Origin of the sequence: Blautia caecimuris, assembly GCF_024622975.1 — a bacterium.
GTDB lineage: Bacteria > Bacillota > Clostridia > Lachnospirales > Lachnospiraceae > Blautia_A > Blautia_A caecimuris.
Genome location: NZ_JANJZT010000012.1, coordinates 80116 through 100299, shown reverse-complemented (window position 1 = coordinate 100299; position 20184 = coordinate 80116). Strand labels below are relative to the sequence as shown.

Annotated in this window: 22 protein-coding genes and 1 tRNA gene; 11 read left to right on the top strand and 12 right to left on the bottom strand. The window is 42.0% G+C overall.

Going from position 1 to position 20184, the window contains the following annotated elements; translation table 11 throughout:
- Positions 1-190: 190 nt before the first annotated feature.
- The 9 genes from NSA57_RS09420 to trmB all read right to left on the bottom strand — a co-directional run bounded on the left by NSA57_RS09420 (position 191) and on the right by trmB (position 7324).
- A complete protein-coding gene (locus tag NSA57_RS09420) occupies positions 191-655 on the bottom strand; it encodes a DUF1653 domain-containing protein (RefSeq protein WP_173752723.1) in 465 nt (154 codons plus the stop codon).
- Between the two features lie 114 nt (positions 656-769).
- Complete coding sequence (locus tag NSA57_RS09415; protein ID WP_147599521.1) at positions 770-1525, bottom strand: glycerophosphodiester phosphodiesterase; 756 nt, start codon at positions 1523-1525, stop codon at positions 770-772.
- Positions 1526-1592: 67 nt separating this feature from the next.
- Positions 1593-2939 (bottom strand): ABC transporter substrate-binding protein, encoded by a 1347-nt coding sequence (locus tag NSA57_RS09410; protein ID WP_147599520.1) that lies wholly within the window; start codon positions 2937-2939, stop codon positions 1593-1595.
- Positions 2940-2971: 32 nt separating this feature from the next.
- Positions 2972-3811, bottom strand: coding sequence for a carbohydrate ABC transporter permease (locus NSA57_RS09405; RefSeq protein ID WP_390427233.1), 840 nt, complete (start codon positions 3809-3811; stop codon positions 2972-2974).
- A gap of 77 nt (positions 3812-3888) precedes the next feature.
- Entirely contained in the window at positions 3889-4752 is an 864-nt protein-coding gene (locus NSA57_RS09400; RefSeq protein ID WP_257464685.1) for a carbohydrate ABC transporter permease, read from the bottom strand.
- Positions 4752-5900, bottom strand: a complete 1149-nt coding sequence (locus tag NSA57_RS09395; protein WP_257464684.1) for an ABC transporter ATP-binding protein — start codon at positions 5898-5900, stop codon at positions 4752-4754. The genes NSA57_RS09400 and NSA57_RS09395 overlap by 1 nt, the downstream gene beginning before the upstream one ends.
- Before the next feature lie 243 nt (positions 5901-6143).
- Positions 6144-6216 (bottom strand) — tRNA-Lys (locus NSA57_RS09390).
- Positions 6217-6318: 102 nt separating this feature from the next.
- Positions 6319-6486: a hypothetical protein gene (locus NSA57_RS09385; protein ID WP_173752728.1), complete on the bottom strand. Its 168-nt coding sequence runs from the start codon at positions 6484-6486 to the stop codon at positions 6319-6321.
- A 178-nt stretch (positions 6487-6664) separates the two neighbouring features.
- Positions 6665-7324 (bottom strand): tRNA (guanosine(46)-N7)-methyltransferase TrmB, encoded by a 660-nt coding sequence (gene trmB / locus NSA57_RS09380; RefSeq protein ID WP_257464682.1) that lies wholly within the window; start codon positions 7322-7324, stop codon positions 6665-6667.
- A 661-nt stretch (positions 7325-7985) separates the two neighbouring features.
- On the opposite strand from trmB, the gene NSA57_RS09375 reads away from it, so the two are divergent.
- From NSA57_RS09375 to NSA57_RS09335, 9 genes are read left to right on the top strand one after another with little or no spacing between them, the layout of a single operon-like run.
- A complete protein-coding gene (locus NSA57_RS09375; protein ID WP_022068819.1) occupies positions 7986-8297 on the top strand; it encodes a hypothetical protein in 312 nt (103 codons plus the stop codon).
- A gap of 20 nt (positions 8298-8317) precedes the next feature.
- Positions 8318-9361, top strand: coding sequence for a V0D/AC39 family V-type ATPase subunit (locus tag NSA57_RS09370; protein ID WP_147599514.1), 1044 nt, complete (start codon positions 8318-8320; stop codon positions 9359-9361).
- 18 nt (positions 9362-9379) lie between these two features.
- Entirely contained in the window at positions 9380-11329 is a 1950-nt protein-coding gene (locus NSA57_RS09365) for a V-type ATP synthase subunit I (RefSeq protein WP_257464680.1), read from the top strand.
- A 57-nt stretch (positions 11330-11386) separates the two neighbouring features.
- A complete protein-coding gene (locus tag NSA57_RS09360; protein WP_022068823.1) occupies positions 11387-11815 on the top strand; it encodes an ATP synthase subunit C in 429 nt (142 codons plus the stop codon).
- Positions 11816-11827: 12 nt separating this feature from the next.
- Positions 11828-12136: a V-type ATP synthase subunit F gene (locus NSA57_RS09355; RefSeq protein ID WP_022068824.1), complete on the top strand. Its 309-nt coding sequence runs from the start codon at positions 11828-11830 to the stop codon at positions 12134-12136.
- Between the two features lie 12 nt (positions 12137-12148).
- Positions 12149-12736: a V-type ATP synthase subunit E gene (locus NSA57_RS09350; protein WP_147599512.1), complete on the top strand. Its 588-nt coding sequence runs from the start codon at positions 12149-12151 to the stop codon at positions 12734-12736.
- On the top strand, positions 12729-14498 hold the full coding sequence (locus NSA57_RS09345) for a V-type ATP synthase subunit A (protein WP_147599511.1): 1770 nt from the start codon (positions 12729-12731) through the stop codon (positions 14496-14498). Before NSA57_RS09350 ends, NSA57_RS09345 begins: the two co-directional genes overlap by 8 nt.
- 15 nt (positions 14499-14513) lie before the next feature.
- Positions 14514-15896 carry a V-type ATP synthase subunit B gene (locus NSA57_RS09340; RefSeq protein WP_022068827.1) on the top strand — a complete coding sequence of 461 codons (1383 nt, stop codon included), beginning with the start codon at positions 14514-14516 and terminating at the stop codon, positions 15894-15896.
- Positions 15897-15913: 17 nt separating this feature from the next.
- Entirely contained in the window at positions 15914-16558 is a 645-nt protein-coding gene (locus tag NSA57_RS09335) for a V-type ATP synthase subunit D (RefSeq protein ID WP_147599510.1), read from the top strand.
- A gap of 498 nt (positions 16559-17056) precedes the next feature.
- Here NSA57_RS09335 and NSA57_RS09330 read toward each other — a convergent pair whose 3' ends face one another.
- A complete protein-coding gene (locus NSA57_RS09330) occupies positions 17057-17698 on the bottom strand; it encodes a C40 family peptidase (protein ID WP_257464678.1) in 642 nt (213 codons plus the stop codon).
- Positions 17699-17855: 157 nt separating this feature from the next.
- The gene (locus tag NSA57_RS09325) at positions 17856-18572 is read right to left on the bottom strand and encodes a LytR/AlgR family response regulator transcription factor (RefSeq protein ID WP_257464692.1); all 717 of its coding nucleotides are present in this window, start codon (positions 18570-18572) and stop codon (positions 17856-17858) included.
- Between the two features lie 231 nt (positions 18573-18803).
- Between NSA57_RS09325 and NSA57_RS09320 the strand changes: the two genes are divergently transcribed.
- Both NSA57_RS09320 and NSA57_RS09315 read left to right on the top strand, forming a co-directional pair.
- Entirely contained in the window at positions 18804-19337 is a 534-nt protein-coding gene (locus tag NSA57_RS09320; RefSeq protein ID WP_257464676.1) for a helix-turn-helix domain-containing protein, read from the top strand.
- Positions 19334-19807, top strand: coding sequence for a phage holin family protein (locus tag NSA57_RS09315; protein WP_257464675.1), 474 nt, complete (start codon positions 19334-19336; stop codon positions 19805-19807). The genes NSA57_RS09320 and NSA57_RS09315 overlap by 4 nt, the downstream gene beginning before the upstream one ends.
- Before the next feature lie 18 nt (positions 19808-19825).
- Here the strand turns inward: NSA57_RS09315 and NSA57_RS09310 are convergent, their stop codons facing one another.
- Positions 19826-20110 carry a LytR/AlgR family response regulator transcription factor gene (locus NSA57_RS09310; protein WP_257464674.1) on the bottom strand — a complete coding sequence of 95 codons (285 nt, stop codon included), beginning with the start codon at positions 20108-20110 and terminating at the stop codon, positions 19826-19828.
- Positions 20111-20184 lie beyond the last annotated feature (74 nt).

Here is a 20184-nt window from a genome sequence, read left to right as displayed (position 1 = left end):
AGTCAGTAGTCTTATTGTACTCTGAGGTATTTTCAATTTTCAACATCCACATTTTTTATTATACAGGAAGCTCCATTATACTGTTTTTACTTAAAATATTTTTCACCTATTTACCTGATAGCCCTATTCTACCACATCTTATATACAAAAAATCCTAACGGCATATTTTGAATACCGCCAGGATTTGTTTTTAGAAATTCCCCTCCACTTTTTCAAATCTCCACTTCTGCTTCACATCCGGATACTTGTCCCTGTCCACCTCGCTCATAAACATTTCAAAAGGTCTTGCGCAGGTTTTAAAAGGTGCATACAATGCCTGATAGACTACAAATTTTTCTCCCGTTTCTGTATGATCCGCAAAAGCAAGTACTTTATAAAGATACTCTGAGGTATTTTCATTTACCCATTCTCTTTTAAAATGCCGGACAATATCTCCCGGGCGGATGTCTCTTTCAGCTGCTTTCTCTGTTATTGCAGGCGCCTCCGGTTCTGATCCAAGTTCTGTATACTCCTCTTTATCCAGAGATACCGGAACTCCGGTTCTCCCGGAAATATGAACTCCCCCGTACCAGGTTCCTTCTGTCTCAAAAACATCTCCCACTTCATACTCCTGGCTGTACTCATCGTTTTTCTTAATAATTCTGATCCTTCTCATTTTTTCCTCCTGTATCATCAAATGTTTTTATTAATAATCCATTATGGCTTACCAGATCAATCACTTTCATGGGTATTTTAATATATCAGCAATATTATCTTTTTTCAGTTAAAATTATCTCTGTTGTTTCAGAAATTCATCTCTGATCTTCACTGCCCGATCTGGATAGTTAGTAATAATTGCATCCACGCCTGCGTGGAACAGCTTCTCCATATGCTCTGTTTCATTCACAGTCCACACACGGATTTTCAATCCACTTTCCTTATATTCTCTGAGAAAATCTGCCATTGCCATATGGTAGATCGCCGGATGCAGACCTTTGATCCCGGTCTTTTTTGCATAATCTGCCACATTAAGAATCACGTCGCTGTACAGATAAGCAGTTTCCGCATCTGGCTCTAATTCTCTGATCTTCTGCATACTATAATGGTTAAAGGAAGAATAAATGATCCTGTCCTCCATTCCCTGATGCTTTACCTCTTCTATTACCATACGTTCCAGCTCCGGATACCAGAAAATCCCTGTCTTCAGTTCGATATTTACCTTAATACCGCTTGGTTTTACCAGCTCCAAAACCTCTCTCAAGGTAGGAATCCTTCCCTTTTTCCCCTCAGGAGTACTGACCTGAAATCTTTTCAGTTCTTCCAGTGTATAATCTTTTACCCAGCCTGTACCATTACAGACTCTGTCAACATTTTCGTCATGGATGATTACCATCTGGCCATCCCTGCTGAGCTGGACATCCAGTTCAATTCCATCTGCCCCCTGTTCTACTGCCAGTGCAAAAGCCTCCAGGGTATTTTCTGACTCATAGCCGCTTGCGCCTCTGTGGGCAAAAATTTCCGTAGTTTTCACTTTTCTGTCCTCCATAAAAATCTATCCGGGTGTATTTTACCACACCCGGATTTTGGAATAAAGCTATACTGCATCATTGTTTTTATTCATTTACAAGATTATATTCTTCAATTGCTCCATTAATAGATTCTGTCATGTTTTTCACTGCAGCGTCCACATCCTCATTTCCATTAAGAAGACTTTCAATTTCTGATTCCACGATTGCTCTGGCTTCCGGAAATACACTTAAAAGTGCTCCTGCATATTCCGGTGCAGAATCATGAAGCTGATCAATAGCAGTCTGGAACTGCGGATATTCCGCTACATTCTGTTTAAAGGTCTCTTCTTCCTGAGCTGCAACTGTTACCGGAAAATATCCAGTCTGTGCATTCCAGTAAGCCTGTGATTCAGGAGAGATCAGGAACTTGATAAATTCCCACGTTGCACGAAGCTTTTTCGGATCCTGGTTATCAAGAGCCCACAGAGAAGCGCCTCCAATAGATACACCACCCTCATCAGAAGAGGATACTTTCGGGAAATAAGCAGTACCAACCTCGAATTTACCGTTAACATCCTGCAGAATCTGTTTTAAAGATGCAGTAGATCCAAGAGTAATAGCAGATTTTCCTGCTGAAAAGTCTGCAAGACCTGCGTCTCCTCCTTTTCCTACAATCGGAGCAAAACCTTTGTCATTCAGATCTTTCCATACTGTAAGAATATTTTTTGCAGCTCCGTTTTCATCAAAGGCAACTGCTGTTGCAGCTTCTTTACGCCCATTTCCGTTATTGGCATACTCCAGTCCCTGTTTACTGATCAGCTGCTCAAAAAACCATCCATAAATTCCCATGGACATAGCCTCTCCTGCTCCGCCATTGTCCAGAAGCTGCTGACCAATCTCACCGATTCCTTCCAGGCTGTCCGGAACCTCTGTAATTCCTGCTTTTTCAAACATGTCTTTATTATAATAGAGAATTGGAGTCGATGAATTAAACGGCATAGAATATAATTCATTATCAATAGTATAATATGCAGCAAGGTTTGGCTCGATCTGTGAAAGATCATAGCCGTCTCCGTCGATCATCTCCTGCATAGGCACGATCCATCCGGAATCGATCATGAATCTTGTACCAATCTCATAAACCTGAACCAGATCAGCTCCCATATTTCCAATCTGAGCGCTTTTCAGCTTATTGAGAGAATCATCATACTCTCCCTGATACTGCGCGTCTACAGTAATTCCATATTCATTTTCCTCATTAAACTGTTTTACAAGAGTATCCAGAGCTTCTCCATTAACTCCTCCCATGGAATGCCAGAAGGAAATTGTTGTTCCATCTACATCTGAGGCATCCGCCATCTCTGCTGTCGTATTTTCTGCTGCAAATACAGCTGATGAAGTTCCTGCGATCATGGATAATGCCAGCATTGACGCAATTACTTTTTTCTTCATGATTTTTCTCCTCTTCTTCGTGTAATTTTTATTTATCCTTTCACAGCTCCGGAGAACATTCCCCGGATCAGCTGTTTCTGGCCGATGATGAAAATAGAAATTGACGGGATAATGATCATTACCACGCCTGCGATCATCAGAGTGATCGACTGAGAATCCACGCTGTCCAGCATGCTGATACCAATCTGAACCGTACGTCTTTCATTGGATCCTGTTACCAGAAGCGGCCACATATACATATTCCATGCATTGATAAAGGTATAGACCGCCATAGCTCCAATAGCAGATTTTGTCAGTGGAATCAGGATTTTTACGATAAAGCGCAGATTGCCACATCCATCCAGCTTTGCCGATTCATAAAGAGAAACCGGAAACGTCATATAAAACTGCCGGAACAGAAAGATTCCCATTGCAGATGTCAGATACGGAAGGATCAGTACCGGATAAGTATCAAGAATTCCCATTTTTCCTACAGTCAGGTAATTGGAAATAATCGTAGCCTCCCCGGGAACCATCATGGTTGCCATAACCAGCATAAAAAGAATTCCTTTTCCTTTGAATTCCAGGAAAGAGAAAGAAAAAGCCGCAAGCGAGCAGGAAATAATCTGTCCGATAGTAATACATCCTGCCATAATAAAGGAGTTCATAATAAATTTCAGAAGCGGTACATTTTTAAATGCATTGATGAAATTACTCCATGTAGGATGCTTTGGAAGAATATTCAATTCTGTTGTAAAAAGTTCGCTGGACGGCATAAATGCAATGCTTACTGCATAAAGCAATGGAAGCAGCACAACAAAAGCAAACAGAACATTCGCTGTCAGCCGAAGGGCTGTACGCCCTCTTCTTTTTGCAAGAGCCCTGGTATTCATTGTGTTCTTTATCTCCAGAAGCTCACTTCTGGAAATCTGTCCCTCTATGGGCAAAGCCATATTTTCTGCCTGACTCATCAGTATTTTACCCCTTTCTTTTCCATACGAAACATAATCAGTGTAATGACCATAACAATCAGAAACAGGATGACTGACTGGGCTGCTGCACTTCCGAAACGATAGTTAAAAAACGCATCTCTGTAAATAGAATAGACGATTACATTGGTGCTTTCATTTGGTCCGCCCTCTGTCAGGATCTTAATCTGTCCAAAGGACTGAAATGCCTGAATAATATTGACTACCAGTGTATAGAACATAATAGGAGAAAGTCCGGGCAGCGTAAGGCTGAAAAACTGCTGTATGCCACTTGCGCCATCCACTGACGCTCTCTCGTAAATTGTTTCGTCAATATTTCCCAGTCCTGCGGAAAAATACAGAAAGTTAATTCCGCTGTTCAGCCACGCTGTAAGGATTGCTACACACCAAAGTGCAGTTTTGGGATCATTCAGCCAGTTAATATCAAGATTCAACAGTTTATTTACAATTCCCACTGCAGGATGGAGCATGATCTGAAAGATCATTGCCGCAGAACTGGAGGCGATCGCCATAGGAAGCGCATACGCTGTGCTGAAAAACCTGATTCCCGGAAAAGCCTTATTGCAGAGAACTGCTGCCACAAGCCCCAAAAGCATGCTTCCAATCACGACCACTGAAACAAATATCAGGGTAACCTTCAGGCTGTTATGGAAAGACGGGGAACTAAGAAGAGCTTTATAGTTTTCCAGGCCCACAAAAAGCTTTGCCTCACCCATTTTATTTGTTTTATACAGACTAAGGTAAATAGTCTTAAAAAATGGATAAAACAAAAATACTGCGAAAATCAACATACTTGGGACAAGATAAAAATATGGGTTGATTTTTGCCGCTGTTTTTTTTCCCATTATTGCACCTCCTCCCTGTATAAAAGATTTTTTTCTGTTTCCGGATCAAAAATATGTATTTTTTCCATGTCGAAATAAAGTTTTATTTTGTCACCTGTCTGTGTCTTATTTTCCGGTTTCAGACGTACTGCATGAGTTTTATTCTGCTCATCAAAGTAAAGTATGGTTTCTGCACCGGTCATTTCCCGATTTACGACTATTTCTTCCATATTTTCTGTCTGATCCATAATTCCCAGCTCTCTCGCACCGTCTTCATCATAAATATCCTCTGGACGGATTCCCAGGATTACCTGACGGCCATTTGCCGTTATTCCCATACGTTTTGTCAACGGATCACTTAAATAAAACTTTTTGCCCTGACCGGATTCTTCCATTACAAGAGCCACACGATTGTCTGCCTCCGCCTTGATCCTGCACTTAAAAAAATTCATAGACGGCGAACCAAGAAAGCCTGCAACAAACAGGTTGATCGGGTTGTTGTAGATTTTTGCCGGAGCACCTACCTGCTGTATATATCCGGCTTTCATAACCACAATCTTCGTCCCCAGAGTCATTGCTTCCGTCTGGTCATGGGTTACATAGATCATCGTCGTTCCAAGCTGTTCATGAAGCTTCAGAAGCTCCACCCGCATCTGCGCTCTCAGTTTTGCGTCCAGATTCGATAATGGTTCATCCATCAAAAAGGCCTTCGGTTTACGAATGATCGCACTGCCTATGGCAACTCTCTGCTTCTGTCCTCCAGAAAGAGCTGATGGCCGACGGTCCAAAAGAGACTCGATCTCCAGAATTTTTGCCACCTGATGAACCCTCTCCTGAATTTCCTTTTTTGGAACCTTTCTTATTTTCAGAGCATACGCCAGATTTCCATAGACAGTCATATTGGGATAAAGAGCATAATTCTGAAATACCATAGCCATTCCCCGCTCTTTTGGTTCCAGATAATTACAAAGCTGTCCATCAATCCAGAGTTCACCATCTGTAATCTCTTCAAGACCTGCGATCAATCTGAGTGTAGTTGATTTCCCGCATCCGGAAGGTCCCACAAATATGACAAATTCCTTATCATGAATATCCAGATTAAAGTCTTTTACTCCGTAATGCTCTGGATCAAATTGCCTGCTTACATTTCTCAATGCAATTTCCGACATTACATTTCCTCCTCTGCAGCTTTATGCCGCGCTGTTTTAAACCTTTTCCATTATGCCGGAAGAAAATATTTTGTTCTATCATGGGTTTTAAAAAGATTAGTAAAAAATAGATGCAGAATTTTGATACTTTGTAAGAAAAAAATAAAATTTATTTTGAATATCAGACTATTTTTAATAATTTCTATACAACGAAAAACACCGTCCCCGCGGCAATCACGTTGTCCGCAAAAACAGTGCTTTAAGTGCGTCTTCAGGGGTTCGAACCCTGGACACCCTGATTAAGAGTCAGGTGCTCTACCAACTGAGCTAAAGACGCTTATTGAAATGTGTTTATTTTGTGTATTTCCTTAACGCAAGAATTATTATACGAAACACTTCATCAAAAGTCAAGAACTTTTTTACATTTTTTTTATAAAATTCAGTTTTTCTTTTCTGTTCCTTTTTTATCTCCCAGAGAATCCAGCATATGAGCCAGTTCGCCTGTGTTTTTCCTGATCTTCGACAGCTGTTTATCCAGCCTCCGGTGTTCATAACTGAACTGAGTTATAATGCTCTGCATTTTGCTGCGTTTTCTCACAGCAGCCATAAAAACACTTCCTTTTCCATATTTCCGGATTTTATATCAGAGCTATGTTCAGGCGTCAGATCTGCCTGAACATTTTGCTCTGTTTTTTTTGCAAATAATAAGTATCTGCATTTCTTCTATATTATATGTGTATTGTTATAAACCGGAACATACGGCGTCCTCCGTAAACTCTGCCGGCTTACTGTTTCTGACGCATAATAAGCTTGCAGATAGGATTTCCCATGGAAGAAAATTTCTCCTCATATTCGGTCATCACATTTCCTTTCATCATATCCTCCTGATGATGCAGGTCGAAAGTATACACCAGAAGCTCCCAGTCTTTTTCTTTTACCTCTTCCAGAGAAAACTCAAACAGCTCTCTGTTGTCTGTTTTAAATTCTACCACACCTTCAGGAATCAGGATTTTCTCATAGCGGGCAAGAAACTCTCTGGATGTAAGCCTGCGCTTCGCGTGTCTTGCCTTTGGCCATGGATCTGAAAAATTCAGATATATCTTCTGCACTTCTCCTTTTTCAAAAATATCAGGAAGCTCACGGGCATCCACTCTCATAAAAAGAAGGTTGTCCAGCTTTTCTCCCGCTTCCTCCAGTTCTTCTCTTTTCTGCAGAGCCCGGAAAAGCACGCTGTCATACATTTCAATTCCTACATAATTAATGTCCGGGTGAAGTCTTGCCATGTCCATCAAAAACCGGCCTTTTCCCATTCCAACCTCGATATGAACAGGCTGTTCCTTCAAAAAACACTGATTCCACTTTCCTTTTTGTGTTTTTGGTTCCTGGACTACATATCTGTTCTCCAGAATTGCATCTTTGGCTCCCGGTATATTTCTAAGTCTCATAATATAGTTCCTCCTTTTATCCTGCCTTCTTAATCTTATTCTATAAATGAGCAAATACAGAATTTCGCATAATAGAATTCGCAATATGCGGACATAAAAATATGTTTCAACTCTGTATGTGTATCCTGCAAAAACAAAACAACGAAGACTCTTCGTGTCAGAAAATGTCTCCTCTAAAAATACTTTATTTTATATCAGCTTCTGCCACAATATATTTATGGTTAATATCCCTTACAGCCAGTAAGGAAGAATCCATTTTGCTGCCTGGATCTGTAACTAAACAAATACTGAGTCTTACACAATGACATCTGTAATATACGAAAATAAATCTTTTCACAAAAATTCAAAGATTCTCTCCTATCATACATGTTTTCTCTGTACTCAGCAACAAAAAGATTTCCTGCATTTTCACTGCCTTGTCTGCCTGTAATTTTACCTGTATCATTATAACAGCTTCTCTGTCTTCTCTTAATACAGGATTTTCTGAATTTCTGCTGTGTTTCTTTTCCAACAATATACCTGTTTTGTGACCTTTATACAACTTATCATAAAATAATTACCATATAATGCCGTAAATTTGTATGGTATTTTTTTAACAAAAGGTGTATCATAGGAGAAAGTTCCACAAAGTAAGAATCCTGGCAGCAAAAGGAGGTTGAATATGGAACAGATACTCAATAAGCTATCTGAAATAGAACTTACTGCAAAACGCATTATGGAGGATGCAGACAGCACCAAGTCCGCGCTTTCTGCAGAAATGGAGGAAAAGTGCAAAGAATTTGACGCTGCTCTGGAACAGGAGACTAATACAAAGATTCAGGAGCTCCGTAGCAGTCTGGAACAGAAAAAAAACGAAGAGCTTTCTGAACTGCGCAGTCAGATGGAATCTGCTCTCTGTGAACTGGACAGTTATTACAGCCAGAATCACGAAACCCTTTCAGAGCATTTATTCCGGAAACTTCTTGCAAACTGAAAAAGGAGGCATAAGACAGCATGGGAAATCTCCTCTCCTACAGCGGAATTTCAGCAAAGATCCGCGCCATGCAGAGCAAGCTGACAACGGAAGAACAGTTTCAGGAAATTCTTCAGCTATCCAGTGTTCCTCAGGTAATCACTTACCTGAAGCATACAAAGGAATACGAAGAGGCCTGGGCCTCTCTGGATGAAAACACTCTCCACAGAGGACAGATTGAAAAGCTGTTAAAAGCTTCTGTTTTTAACAATTTTTCCCGTATCTATCAGTTTTCCAATCCAGAGCAGCGCAAATTCCTGGATCTTTATTCCAAGCGCTATGAGATTCGTGTTCTGAAGGAAATCATGACAGACCTGTTTGATCACCGAAACACAGATCCTGTAGATGTGACACCATACCGTGATTTTTTCCGTAAACACTCCAATATGGATCTTGACAGGCTAATCGCCTGTACCTCTATGGAAGAATTTATCACGGCATTAAAGGGAAATGAATTTTATCTGCCCCTGTCTCAGATTCAGAATCACGAAAGCGCGCTGCTCTTTGACTACGGCATGGTTCTTGACCTTTATTATTTTACACAGATCTGGAATGTCCGCAAAAAACTTTTTTCCGGAAATGATCTGAAACAGATCACTCATGCATATGGAGAAAAATTCGATATGCTGAATCTGCAGTTTATTTTCCGGTCCAAACGGTATTTTCATATGGCGCCGGCAGATATCTACGCCCTGCTGATACCAATGAATTACAAATTGAAAAAAGAAGAAATCAACACCCTTGTGGAAGCCGCCTCCTATGAAGAGGCACGGCCTTTATTCCGCAAAACCTATTACGGCAAAAAATACGAACATCTGGCAGCACATAATCTTGAGGAATTTTACAATTGTATGCTCCGCAGTACTCTGGAAAAAGAAGCCCGGAGAGATCCTTATTCCGTGGCCCTTCTCTATTCCTATATGTATCACAAAGAGCATGAAGTAAACCGTCTGACCATTGCCATTGAATGTGTACGGTACGGTGTACAGCCTGAAGAAGCGCTTCAGTTTATTCGTAATAATTAACAACCCGGAGGTAACATCGTGATTGAAAAAATGAAATTTTTGAGCATCACAGGGCCAAAGGCAGATATTGACAGAATGACAGAAACCTATCTTTCCAAATATGAGATTCATCTGGAAAATGCTCTTTCTGAGCTGACAGAGGTTGCCAATCTGTCACCGTTTCTGGAAATCAATCCTTATCGTGAAGCTCTCACTTCCATTAACAGTTTTTACGAACAATTGGAAGACCCGGAAAGCATCACGCCCAAAAAGATGGATACAGAAACCGCTGTCTCTGTGGTCCGAAGGCTCCAGAAAGAATCCGGCCATCTTGCTGACGTCCGTCAGAAGCTGAAAGCAGAACATGCTGAAATGCTGGATTCCCTAAAGATCATCCGTCCTTTCCAGAATCTTAATTATGATATATCTGAAATTCTGAACTTCAGTTATATCCATTACCGTTTTGGTCGGATTGAAAAACAGTATTTCCAGAAATTCGAGAAATACATTTATGATACCCTGGATACTTTGTTTATCAAATGCAGTGATAATGAGCAGTATATTTACGGTGTTTATTTTGTGCCAAAGCATCAGGCTCATAAGGTACATGCCGTCTATTCATCCATGCATTTTGAGCAGATCTTTGTTCCCGACTGCTATACCGGTACTGCCAGGGAGGCATTTTCAAAACTGGAGCAGCGTCACAAAGAAATCCACGCAGGTCTGGATGCCAACCAGAAAGCTGCCGACAGTTTCCTTAAAGATAACTGTCAGGATATTGTTTCTGCAAAAGCTGCATTGGATGCCTGCTCTTCAAGCTTTGATATCCGTAAGCTTGCAGCCTGCACACGAACAAGAGACGAAGTAAATCCTTTCTATATCCTGTGTGGCTGGATGACCGAAAAAGACGCGCTGGCTTTCCAGGAGGATATCAGAGACGATGACAAAATCTTCTGCCTTATGGAAGACGAAGAGTCACCGGCAAAAAAGACACCGCCAACAAAGCTTCACAATCCGAAGCTGTTCCGGCCTTTTGAAATGTATGTAAAAATGTACGGCCTTCCTGCTTATAACGAGCTGGACCCCACATGGTTTGTGGCTATTACCTATTCCCTGATCTTCGGAGCCATGTTCGGAGATGTGGGACAGGGACTGATCCTTTTCCTTGGCGGTCTGTTCCTGTATAAGAAAAAGCACATGGACCTTGCAGGCATTATCAGCTGCGCCGGTGTATTTTCCACCTTTTTCGGATTTATGTACGGAAGTATCTTCGGATTTGAAGAAATTCTCCACGCCATATGGCTGAAGCCCATGAAGGCAATGATGGACGTTCCACTGGTAGGACGGCTGAATGCAGTATTTGTCATCGCTATCGGATTCGGAATGCTTCTGATCCTGATCTGTATGGTATTTAATATCATCAATGCTGTCCGCAATCATGATACAGAACGTACATGGTTTGACAGCAACGCTGTTGCCGGGCTTGTATTTTATGGGTCCATTGCTCTGTCCGCAGTGCTTCTTGTTTCCGGCAAAAAGCTTCCCGCAGCAGCTGTTCTGGCAGTTATGTTCGGCGTACCGCTGATTCTGATGTTCCTGAAGGAGCCTCTTACCAATCTGGTAGAGAAAAAGAAACAGATCCTTCCTGAACAAAAGGGGATGTTCTTTGTTCAGAGCTTCTTTGAACTTTTTGAGGTACTGTTAAGCTATTTGTCAAACACCCTTTCTTTCCTTCGTATCGGAGCCTTCGCCGTAAGCCATGCGGCAATGATGGAGGTTGTCCTGATGCTGGCAGGAGCTACAGAGGGCGGCAGCCCCAACTGGATCGTTATTGTTCTGGGCAACATTTTTGTGTGCTCCATGGAGGGTCTGATCGTTGGTATCCAGGTTCTTCGTCTGGAATACTACGAGATCTTCAGCCGCTTCTATGCAGGAAACGGACGCGAGTTCCTTCCTTTTAAGAAAAAGGGACAGAAAGCAAACGCTTAATAAAAACAGCCGGGATTTTTCCCGTAAAAATAATTTTATTTTCAGGAGGATATTACCATGACAATGATCATTCAAATCGTAACAGCAATCGCACTGATTCTCAGCATCATCTTACCTGTGAGCTACTTTTTCCTTGGTGAGAAAAACAAAAAACGCTATAAACGCACACTTGCAGCAAACTGCTTTATGTTCTTTGGCGTAATCCTTGTTGCCTCTGTGGTAATGTTTGCAGGCACATCAAGCGTACAGGCTGCATCAGGCAACAGCGGTCTGGCTACAGGTCTTGGCTATATTGCAGCTGCCCTTGTTACAGGTATTTCCGGTCTTGGTTCCGGTATTGCAGTTGCCAGCTCCGCAAGCGCTGCGCTTGGAGCCCTCAGCGAAGACGGTTCTCTTTTTGGTAAATCTATTATCTTCGTAGCTATGGCCGAAGGTATCGCCCTTTACGGACTGATCATTTCCTTTATGATCCTTGGTAAACTTTAAGAGGCATATTTTATGAAAATGTATTTAATCAGCGACAACATCGACACCTACACAGGCATGCGCCTGGCAGGTGTCGAGGGCGTGGTTGTCCATGAACGTGATGAGCTCCGGGAAGCCCTGGAGCGCACTATTGCAGACAAGGAAATCGGGATCATTCTCCTTACGGAAAAATTTGGACGGGAATTCCCGGAGATCATTGATGAAGTCCGGCTTCACCACAAAACTCCCCTGATCATTGAAATTCCTGACAGGCACGGAACAGGACGTAAACCGGATTTTATCACTTCATATGTCAACGAAGCAATCGGACTGAAATTATAGGCAGGTGAAAACATGACAATAGATGAAAAGTTGCAGCATTTTTATGAGGTCTCTGTCGAGGAAGCAAAGGAGGATGCCGCAAAGGCGATCCAGGAACACAGAGAATCTCTTTCTCAGATGCTGGAAGATCATAAAGCAGCCCGCAGACAAAGCGCTGAGGCTGAGGTAAAGGCCGAAGCCGAGCATGTCCGCAGGGAGATCAACAAGGCTCTGGCCGCAGAGCAGATCACTCTCAAGCGCGGCTGGTCCAGAAAACAGGAAGAGCTGAAAGAAACTCTTTTTGTAGAAGTAAAACAGAAAGCACAGGCTTTTATGGAAACTCCTGAATATATGGATTATCTGTGTAAACAGATTCAGGAAGTGAAATCCTTTGCCGGCGAGGATGAAATTCAGATTTCTTTATCTTCCGGTGACAGCAGTAAGCTCGAGGCTCTTTCACAGAAAACAGGAGCGGAGCTTACTGTTTCTTCAGATGATTTTATCGGCGGTATCCGCGCTGCTATTCCCCAGAAAAATATCATGATCGACAACTCTTTTCTGGAAGGACTGGAGTCCATGCGAAAGGAATTCAAATTTGACGGAGGGCTGAAGAATGAGTAAAACAGGTATTATCTACGGTGTCAACGGCCCGGTTATTTATCTGAAGGGCGATCCCGGATTTAAAATCTCCGAGATGGTCTATGTAGGAAAGGACAATCTGGTAGGAGAAGTCATTGGCCTGAAAAAGGGAATGACCACCGTTCAGGTTTTTGAGGAGACCACAGGGCTTCGCCCCGGTGAAACCGTTACAGGAACAGGCGACGCCATCTCTGTTCTTCTGGGGCCTGGAATCATCCACAATATTTTTGACGGAATCCAGCGTCCTCTGGAGGAAATTGCAAAATCCTCCGGAAAATATATTTCCAGAGGTGTCAGTGTAGATTCTTTGGATACACAGAAAAAATGGAACACTCATATTACAGTTAAGGAGGGGGATGTTGTGGGTCCCGGTACGATCATTGCCGAGACACAGGAAACAGCCTCCATTCTTCATAAATCCATGGTTCCCCCTTCTATCCAGGACGGAACTGTCATCAAAGCAGCTCCGGACGGCGACTATAACATTCTGGAGCCTATTGTAACCATTGAACTGCCGGACGGGACTACAAAGGATCTGACGCTTGCACAGAAATGGCCTATCCGTATTCCAAGACCTACACAGCTGCGTTTCCCGGCAAGTGTTCCTCTTGTTACAGGCCAGCGTATCCTTGACACCCTTTTCCCTATCGCCAAAGGCGGTACTGCCGCTGTTCCGGGCGGATTCGGTACAGGAAAGACCATGACGCAGCATCAGATCGCCAAATGGTCTGACGCTGATATTATTATCTATATCGGCTGTGGAGAGCGTGGAAACGAAATGACTCAGGTTCTGGAAGATTTCAGCAAGCTGATCGACCCTAAATCCGGCAACCTGATGATGGACAGAACAACTCTGATCGCCAATACCTCCAACATGCCTGTTGCTGCCCGTGAAGCCTCTATTTACACCGGCGTCACTCTGGCAGAATATTACAGAGATATGGGATATGACGTAGCCATTATGGCAGACTCTACTTCCCGTTGGGCCGAGGCTCTCCGTGAGCTGTCCGGACGTCTAGAGGAAATGCCTGCAGAGGAAGGCTTCCCTGCATATCTTGCCTCCAAGCTTTCTGCCTTTTATGAGAGAGCCGGTATGATGCAGAACTTAAACGGAACCGAAGGATCTGTTTCTATTATCGGAGCGGTTTCCCCTCAGGGCGGCGACTTCTCAGAGCCTGTTACCCAGAATACCAAACGTTTTGTGCGCTGCTTCTGGGGACTTGATAAATCTCTGGCCTATGCCCGCCACTTCCCGGCAATCCACTGGCTTACCAGCTACAGCGAGTATCTGGAGGATCTCTCCCCCTGGTACCGCACCCATGTGTCCCCGAAATTTGTCACAGACAGAAATCAGATCATGGCGATCCTTAACCAGGAAAGCTCTCTGATGGAAATCGTAAAGCTGATCGGAAGCGATGTTCTTCCTGACGATCAGAAGCTGACTCTGGAAATCGCAAGAGTGATCCGTCTGGGCTTTCTTCAGCAGAACGCTTTCCATGACGAGGATACCTGTGTTCCAATGGAAAAACAGTTCCAGATGATGGAGATTATCCTTTATCTGTACGAGAAATCCCGCGCTCTTGTAAACCGCGGCATGCCGGTTTCCGTATTAAAAGAGGACAATATTTTTGAACGGATCATCTCTATTAAATATGATGTTCCAAACAAAGAGCTTGAAAAATTCGATCAGTACAAAAAAGATATTGATGAATTCTATGAAAACGTATTAAGGAAAAACGGCTGACAGGAGGAAAAGTTTATGGCAATCGAATATCTGGGATTAAGCGAGATAAACGGCCCTCTGGTTGTTCTGGAAGGAGTTAAAAACGCATCCTATGAAGAAATCGTAGAATTTCATATGGACGACGGAACACAGAAAATCGGCCGTATTGTAGAAATTTACGAGGACAAGGCTGTTATTCAGGTCTTTGAGGGAACTGAAAGCATGTCCCTGACAAACACTCATACAAGACTGACCGGACATCCAATGGAGATCGGACTTTCTCCGGAAATCCTCGGACGTACCTTTAACGGAATCGGTCAGCCTATTGACGGACTGGGCGATATTGCCCCGGAAGTAAAACTGAATATCAATGGACTTCCTCTGAATCCAGTATCCAGAGAGTACCCGAGAAACTATATCAACACAGGTATTTCTGCTATCGACGGTCTGACAACACTGATCCGCGGACAGAAACTTCCTATTTTTTCCGGAAACGGACTTCCCCACGACAAACTTGCTGCGCAGATCGTACAGCAGGCTTCTCTGGGAAGCGACTCCGATGAAAACTTTGCCATTGTATTTGCAGCAATGGGCGTAAAATATGACGTAGCTGAATTTTTCCGCCGTACCTTTGAGGAAAGCGGTGCTTCCGACCATGTTGTCATGTTCCTGAATCTGGCAAACGATCCTGTAGTAGAGCGTCTTCTGACACCGAAGATCGCTCTTACGGCAGCCGAATACCTTGCCTTTGAAAAAGGAATGCACATTCTGGTCATCCTTACTGACATTACCTCTTTCTGTGAGGCAATGCGAGAGGTTTCTTCCTCCAAAGGCGAGATCCCGTCCCGTAAAGGATATCCGGGTTATCTGTACAGCGAGCTTGCAACGCTTTATGAGCGCGCAGGAATCGTTCAGGGCGGCACCGGATCTGTAACACAGATTCCGATTCTTACCATGCCCAATGATGATATTACTCATCCTATCCCTGACCTTACCGGATATATTACAGAGGGGCAGATCGTTCTGGACCGTCAGCTTCACGGGCAGGCAATTTACCCGCCTATCAATGTGCTTCCGTCTCTTTCCCGACTGATGAAGGACGGTATCGGAGAAGGCTTTACACGGGCAGACCATCAGGATGTGGCCAACCAGCTTTTCTCCTGTTATGCAAAAGTAGGCGATGCCAGAGCTCTGGCATCCGTTATCGGTGAGGATGAGCTCTCTCCTCTTGATAAGCGCTACCTTGTGTTCGGCAAGGCTTTTGAAGCGGAATTTGTAGGACAGACAGAAACAGAAAACCGCAGCATTACCGAAACCCTGGATAAAGGCTGGGAGCTTCTGGGACTTCTTCCAAAAGAAGAGCTGGATCGTATTGATACCAAGATTCTGAACAAATATTACAGAGAAACCGTCAGATAAGAAAGGGAGGTGGTTTCTTGGATCCAAATACCTTTCCCACCAAGGGAAATCTGATACTTGCAAAAAATTCCCTTGCTCTTTCCCGTCAGGGATTTGAGCTGATGGACAAAAAAAGAAACATTCTGATCAGAGAAATGATGGACCTTATCGATCAGGCAAAGGATATCCAGACACAGATTGACGAAACCTTCCGGACTGCATATGCGGCTCTTCAGAAGGCAAATATGGAAATCGGCATCGCTTTTGTTCAGCAGATTTCCTATACTGTTCCTGTGGAAAACTCCATCCGGATCAAAACCCGAAGCGTTATGGGAACAGAAATCCCACTGGTAGAATATGACGCTCAGAGTACCAACACCCCCACTTATGCCTACTACAGTACAAAAATGTCTCTGGATCAGGCAAAGGCGGAGTTCGAAAAAGTAAAAGAGCTGTCCATCCGGCTCTCCATGATCGAAAATGCAGCCATTCGCCTGGCCGCCAACATCAAAAAAACTCAAAAGCGGGCAAACGCTCTTAAAAATATTACAATCCCCAGATACGAGACATTAACCAGAGATATCCAGAATGCTCTGGAAGAAAAAGAGCGAGAGGAATTTACAAGACTGAAGGTTATCAAACGAATGAAACAGAATGCTGCGTCAGCAGATTCCTGTGGATAACATTCTTTTTTAAACTTTATCCACAATGCAGTAAAAATCCCCAAAAGAGAATTTTATTTCTCTTCCGGGGATTTTTATTTTTCCATAACTCAAAACACTATAAAATGTATACCATTATGTTCAGCATACTATATGATGTAATTTTGTTTATACACGCCAACTTTTCTTAATATTGTCAGATAATTATTCTTTCAAACAGCAAAATCACTCTTTTGTACAAAATATTTCCCTATATTTTCACATTGAAAATGTCAATAGAAATCTGTTGGTTTTTGTCGATTTTTGTATTTTTATCATTATTAACCAAAACATCTGTTTCTTGTCTTTTTATGTAAATCAGGTATTCCACATGTTATTCATGTGGATAATGTGGATAACTTTGTGCATAACTTGATTTTACAGGGTTTTCCACGTTTTCTTACAGTGGATAACTTTTGTACAAAAATCCATACAATCCACATTTTTCGACAGGCTTTGTGCAATTTGCCAAACCCTCGATTATTTCAGATAAGTTCCGACACCAGACGGTGTTTCAAAATCATAATCAGAGACTTTGATCCCTGATGCAGAGGTACTGGCATGAATGATTTTCTCATCTCCGATATACAGGCCTACATGATAAATATTGCTGCCATAAAAAACAAGATCCCCCACCTCAATATCACTGAGCTCTTTTTTCTGTGACGATTCATACTGGGCCGCAGCCACTCTGGGAAGCTCGTATCCAAACTCTTTAAACACAGACATCATAAACCCGGAACAGTCAGCTCCATTTGTCAGGCTTGTTCCCCCATATACATAGGGATTGCCCTCAAACTGCATTGCAAAATCCACAATCTCCTGACGGTGAGCCACGCGCTCCTCTTCCGCCTTTCTTGCTCTTTCCTCAGCCGCTTTTTTTGCAGCCGCTCTGTCCGCCTCTTCCTTCAGCTTCTGGTATTCCTGAGCCTTCTCTTCAGCCTGAGCTACAATATCATTTGCAATTTCACTGATGTCACCTGTCTGATCATCTTTGCTGCCGTCAGTAAAGGTTCCCTCCAGCGTTTCCTCACCGCTGGTAAAATCTGCCGCCTGCGCACCTGCTGCCATGGCGGTGCTCATACAAACACTTAACATCACTGCTGCAATCTTTTTTATCATGGAAATCTCCTTTTTATTCATCCTTGTTTTCATCAGAAATATCCCGATATCCGTACCAAAACCGGAAACAGGCATCTCTGTGCTGCATACAGTTGCGTATGTTATCACAGAAATGCCTGTTTTGTCAAATTTTATTACAGAATGATTACATTTTTGTTTATAACTCTCTCAGAAATGAATGGAACTTTTCTTTCACCTCTCTCTGTCTGCTCTCACTGATAGGAAGAAGCATTTTCCCAACCATTTCTACTCTATCCGGATAATATCTGTTTATTTCATAAGGATTTACAAGATATGACTGATGGATTCTGATAAACGGACGGCCGCCCTTTTCCAACTCTTTTTGTATTTCCCCCAATCTTCCATAGAAAATATCAGTGCAGTCTTTCCCATGAAGTATAATTTTTCGTCTGCGGCTCTCAAAATAAAAAATATCCCGTACAGGAACCCGGCAGGTACTGTGTCCGGTTGTATAAGTATAATAGCATAAGCGCTCTCTGAGCCTCTTTAAAGCCTGTTCAAGGTATCTGTTAAACTGTTCCTCCTCCAATGGTTTACCAAGATAACGAAAAGGCTCCGTTTCAAACATCTGTGTAAAATAAACTTCATGAAAAGTAACATAAATAACCATGGTCTCAGGAGATATTTTCTTTATCTCACGCACTGTACTGATCCCGTTTCTATTACCCATCTCAATGTCCATATAAACAAGATCATACTGTCCGCCGTTGAGGATTGCCTGCAGAATACTGTCTCCATCTGAAAAGACTTCTGTATCTAAACTGACAGCTTTCTGTTTTCCATAGGATAATATCCGGTTTTCCAGTTCAGCCGCAAACTGTGTATCGTCATCACATACAGCAATATTTACCATCACAATTAACTCCCCTTTCGCTTGCCTGCGGTTATTTTTACATATCAAAAAAGTATATGTCAAGCACTCTTTGTTCCAATGAGATTCCCTTTTTACTGTTTCTTACTAAAACTACGTTATTTCTATTCTTTTTTTATCTGCTTTACTTTTGTTATCTAAAATAATATTTTTCTAAATTTAAGTTTCTAAATCCAACTGTTTTTTCTTCTTTCTAACAAAAGGAGAAAAATCATGGAAAATACTATTTTTATTCATACATTACAACAGGCAAAAAACGGCGATACCTCTGCACAGGAACAAATAATTCTCAAATTTCAGCCCATGATTCGCAAGTATGCATACAAATGTCATGCTATGGAATACGAGGATGCACAGCAGGAACTGACCCTTGCTCTTTTAATAGCTATCCAATCCATAAAATATATCCAAAATGAAGGAGCTTGCATTTGTTTCATTCAAAATGCACTGAAAAATCACTTCAAATATCTGTGCCGTATGTCTATTCGGCACTCCGAATACGAGCAGTCCTCTGAAAGTGAAACCTTTGCTTCACTTCCTGCATACAGTGACTTCGGTTTTATAGAACTGAATCTCTCACTTCAGGAATATATGAGATCACTTTCTTCAACCAGACAGAAAATACTGAATTTTATTCTGTCGGAAAAATATTCAACCTCTGAAATCGCAGATAAGCTACATCTGTCTGTTCAGTATATAAATCGTGTAAAAAAAGAATTTTTGTCAGAAAGGAGAAAATTCACATGAAATCCGAACACACTATACAGCTCTTATTATCCGGTATGCTCACCTGGATTGGTTCAAAATTTCAGACTTTTGGTATGTTAATCCTAAGTCTCTTATTTCTTATGATCATTGATTATATCACAGGTATGCTCGCCAGCCGTAAAGAAGGCATTGAACACCCTGATGATATCTCTTATGGCTGGAATTCCCGCAAAGGATTTTTAGGAATCCTGAAAAAGACAGGGTGCTGGCTGGTTATCGGAAGCGCTTTCTCTGTAGATGGATTATTACACAATTCCGCTTCCAGCCTTGGGATTGTCTATCCCTCCCATTTCTATCTGGGTGTTTTTATTACAGTATGGTACTCTCTGAATGAACTTCTGTCTATCATTGAAAATGCGGGACGGATGGGTGTTCCTATCCCTCAAAAATTAAAAAAATATATTTCTGTTTTAAAAAAAGAACTAAATGACAAAGACAGCCTTCCCTAAAGGATCGCTGTCTGTCTTTCAGCCCAGCCTTAATAATTCATGCATTTTTTCCTTTACAACAGTTCTATATGCAGTGCTTACCATCAACTCTGCCCCATTTTCCATAATAATCTTTGAGGATTTATACTGAGAAATATAATGATAATTTATAAGATATGATTGGTGGATTCTGATAAAAGGAATCACAGAATTGTTCAAATTATTTTCAACAGTTGATAACTTTCCATAAAAATAATCCATCCCCTGCAGCGTATGAATATGTATTTTTCGATACACACTTTCAAAATAAATAATATCTTTCATCCGTATTTTGTTTTCCTGATAATGATTTTTATAAGAGAAATACATTACTCTTCTTTCCATCGTGTTTAACGCTT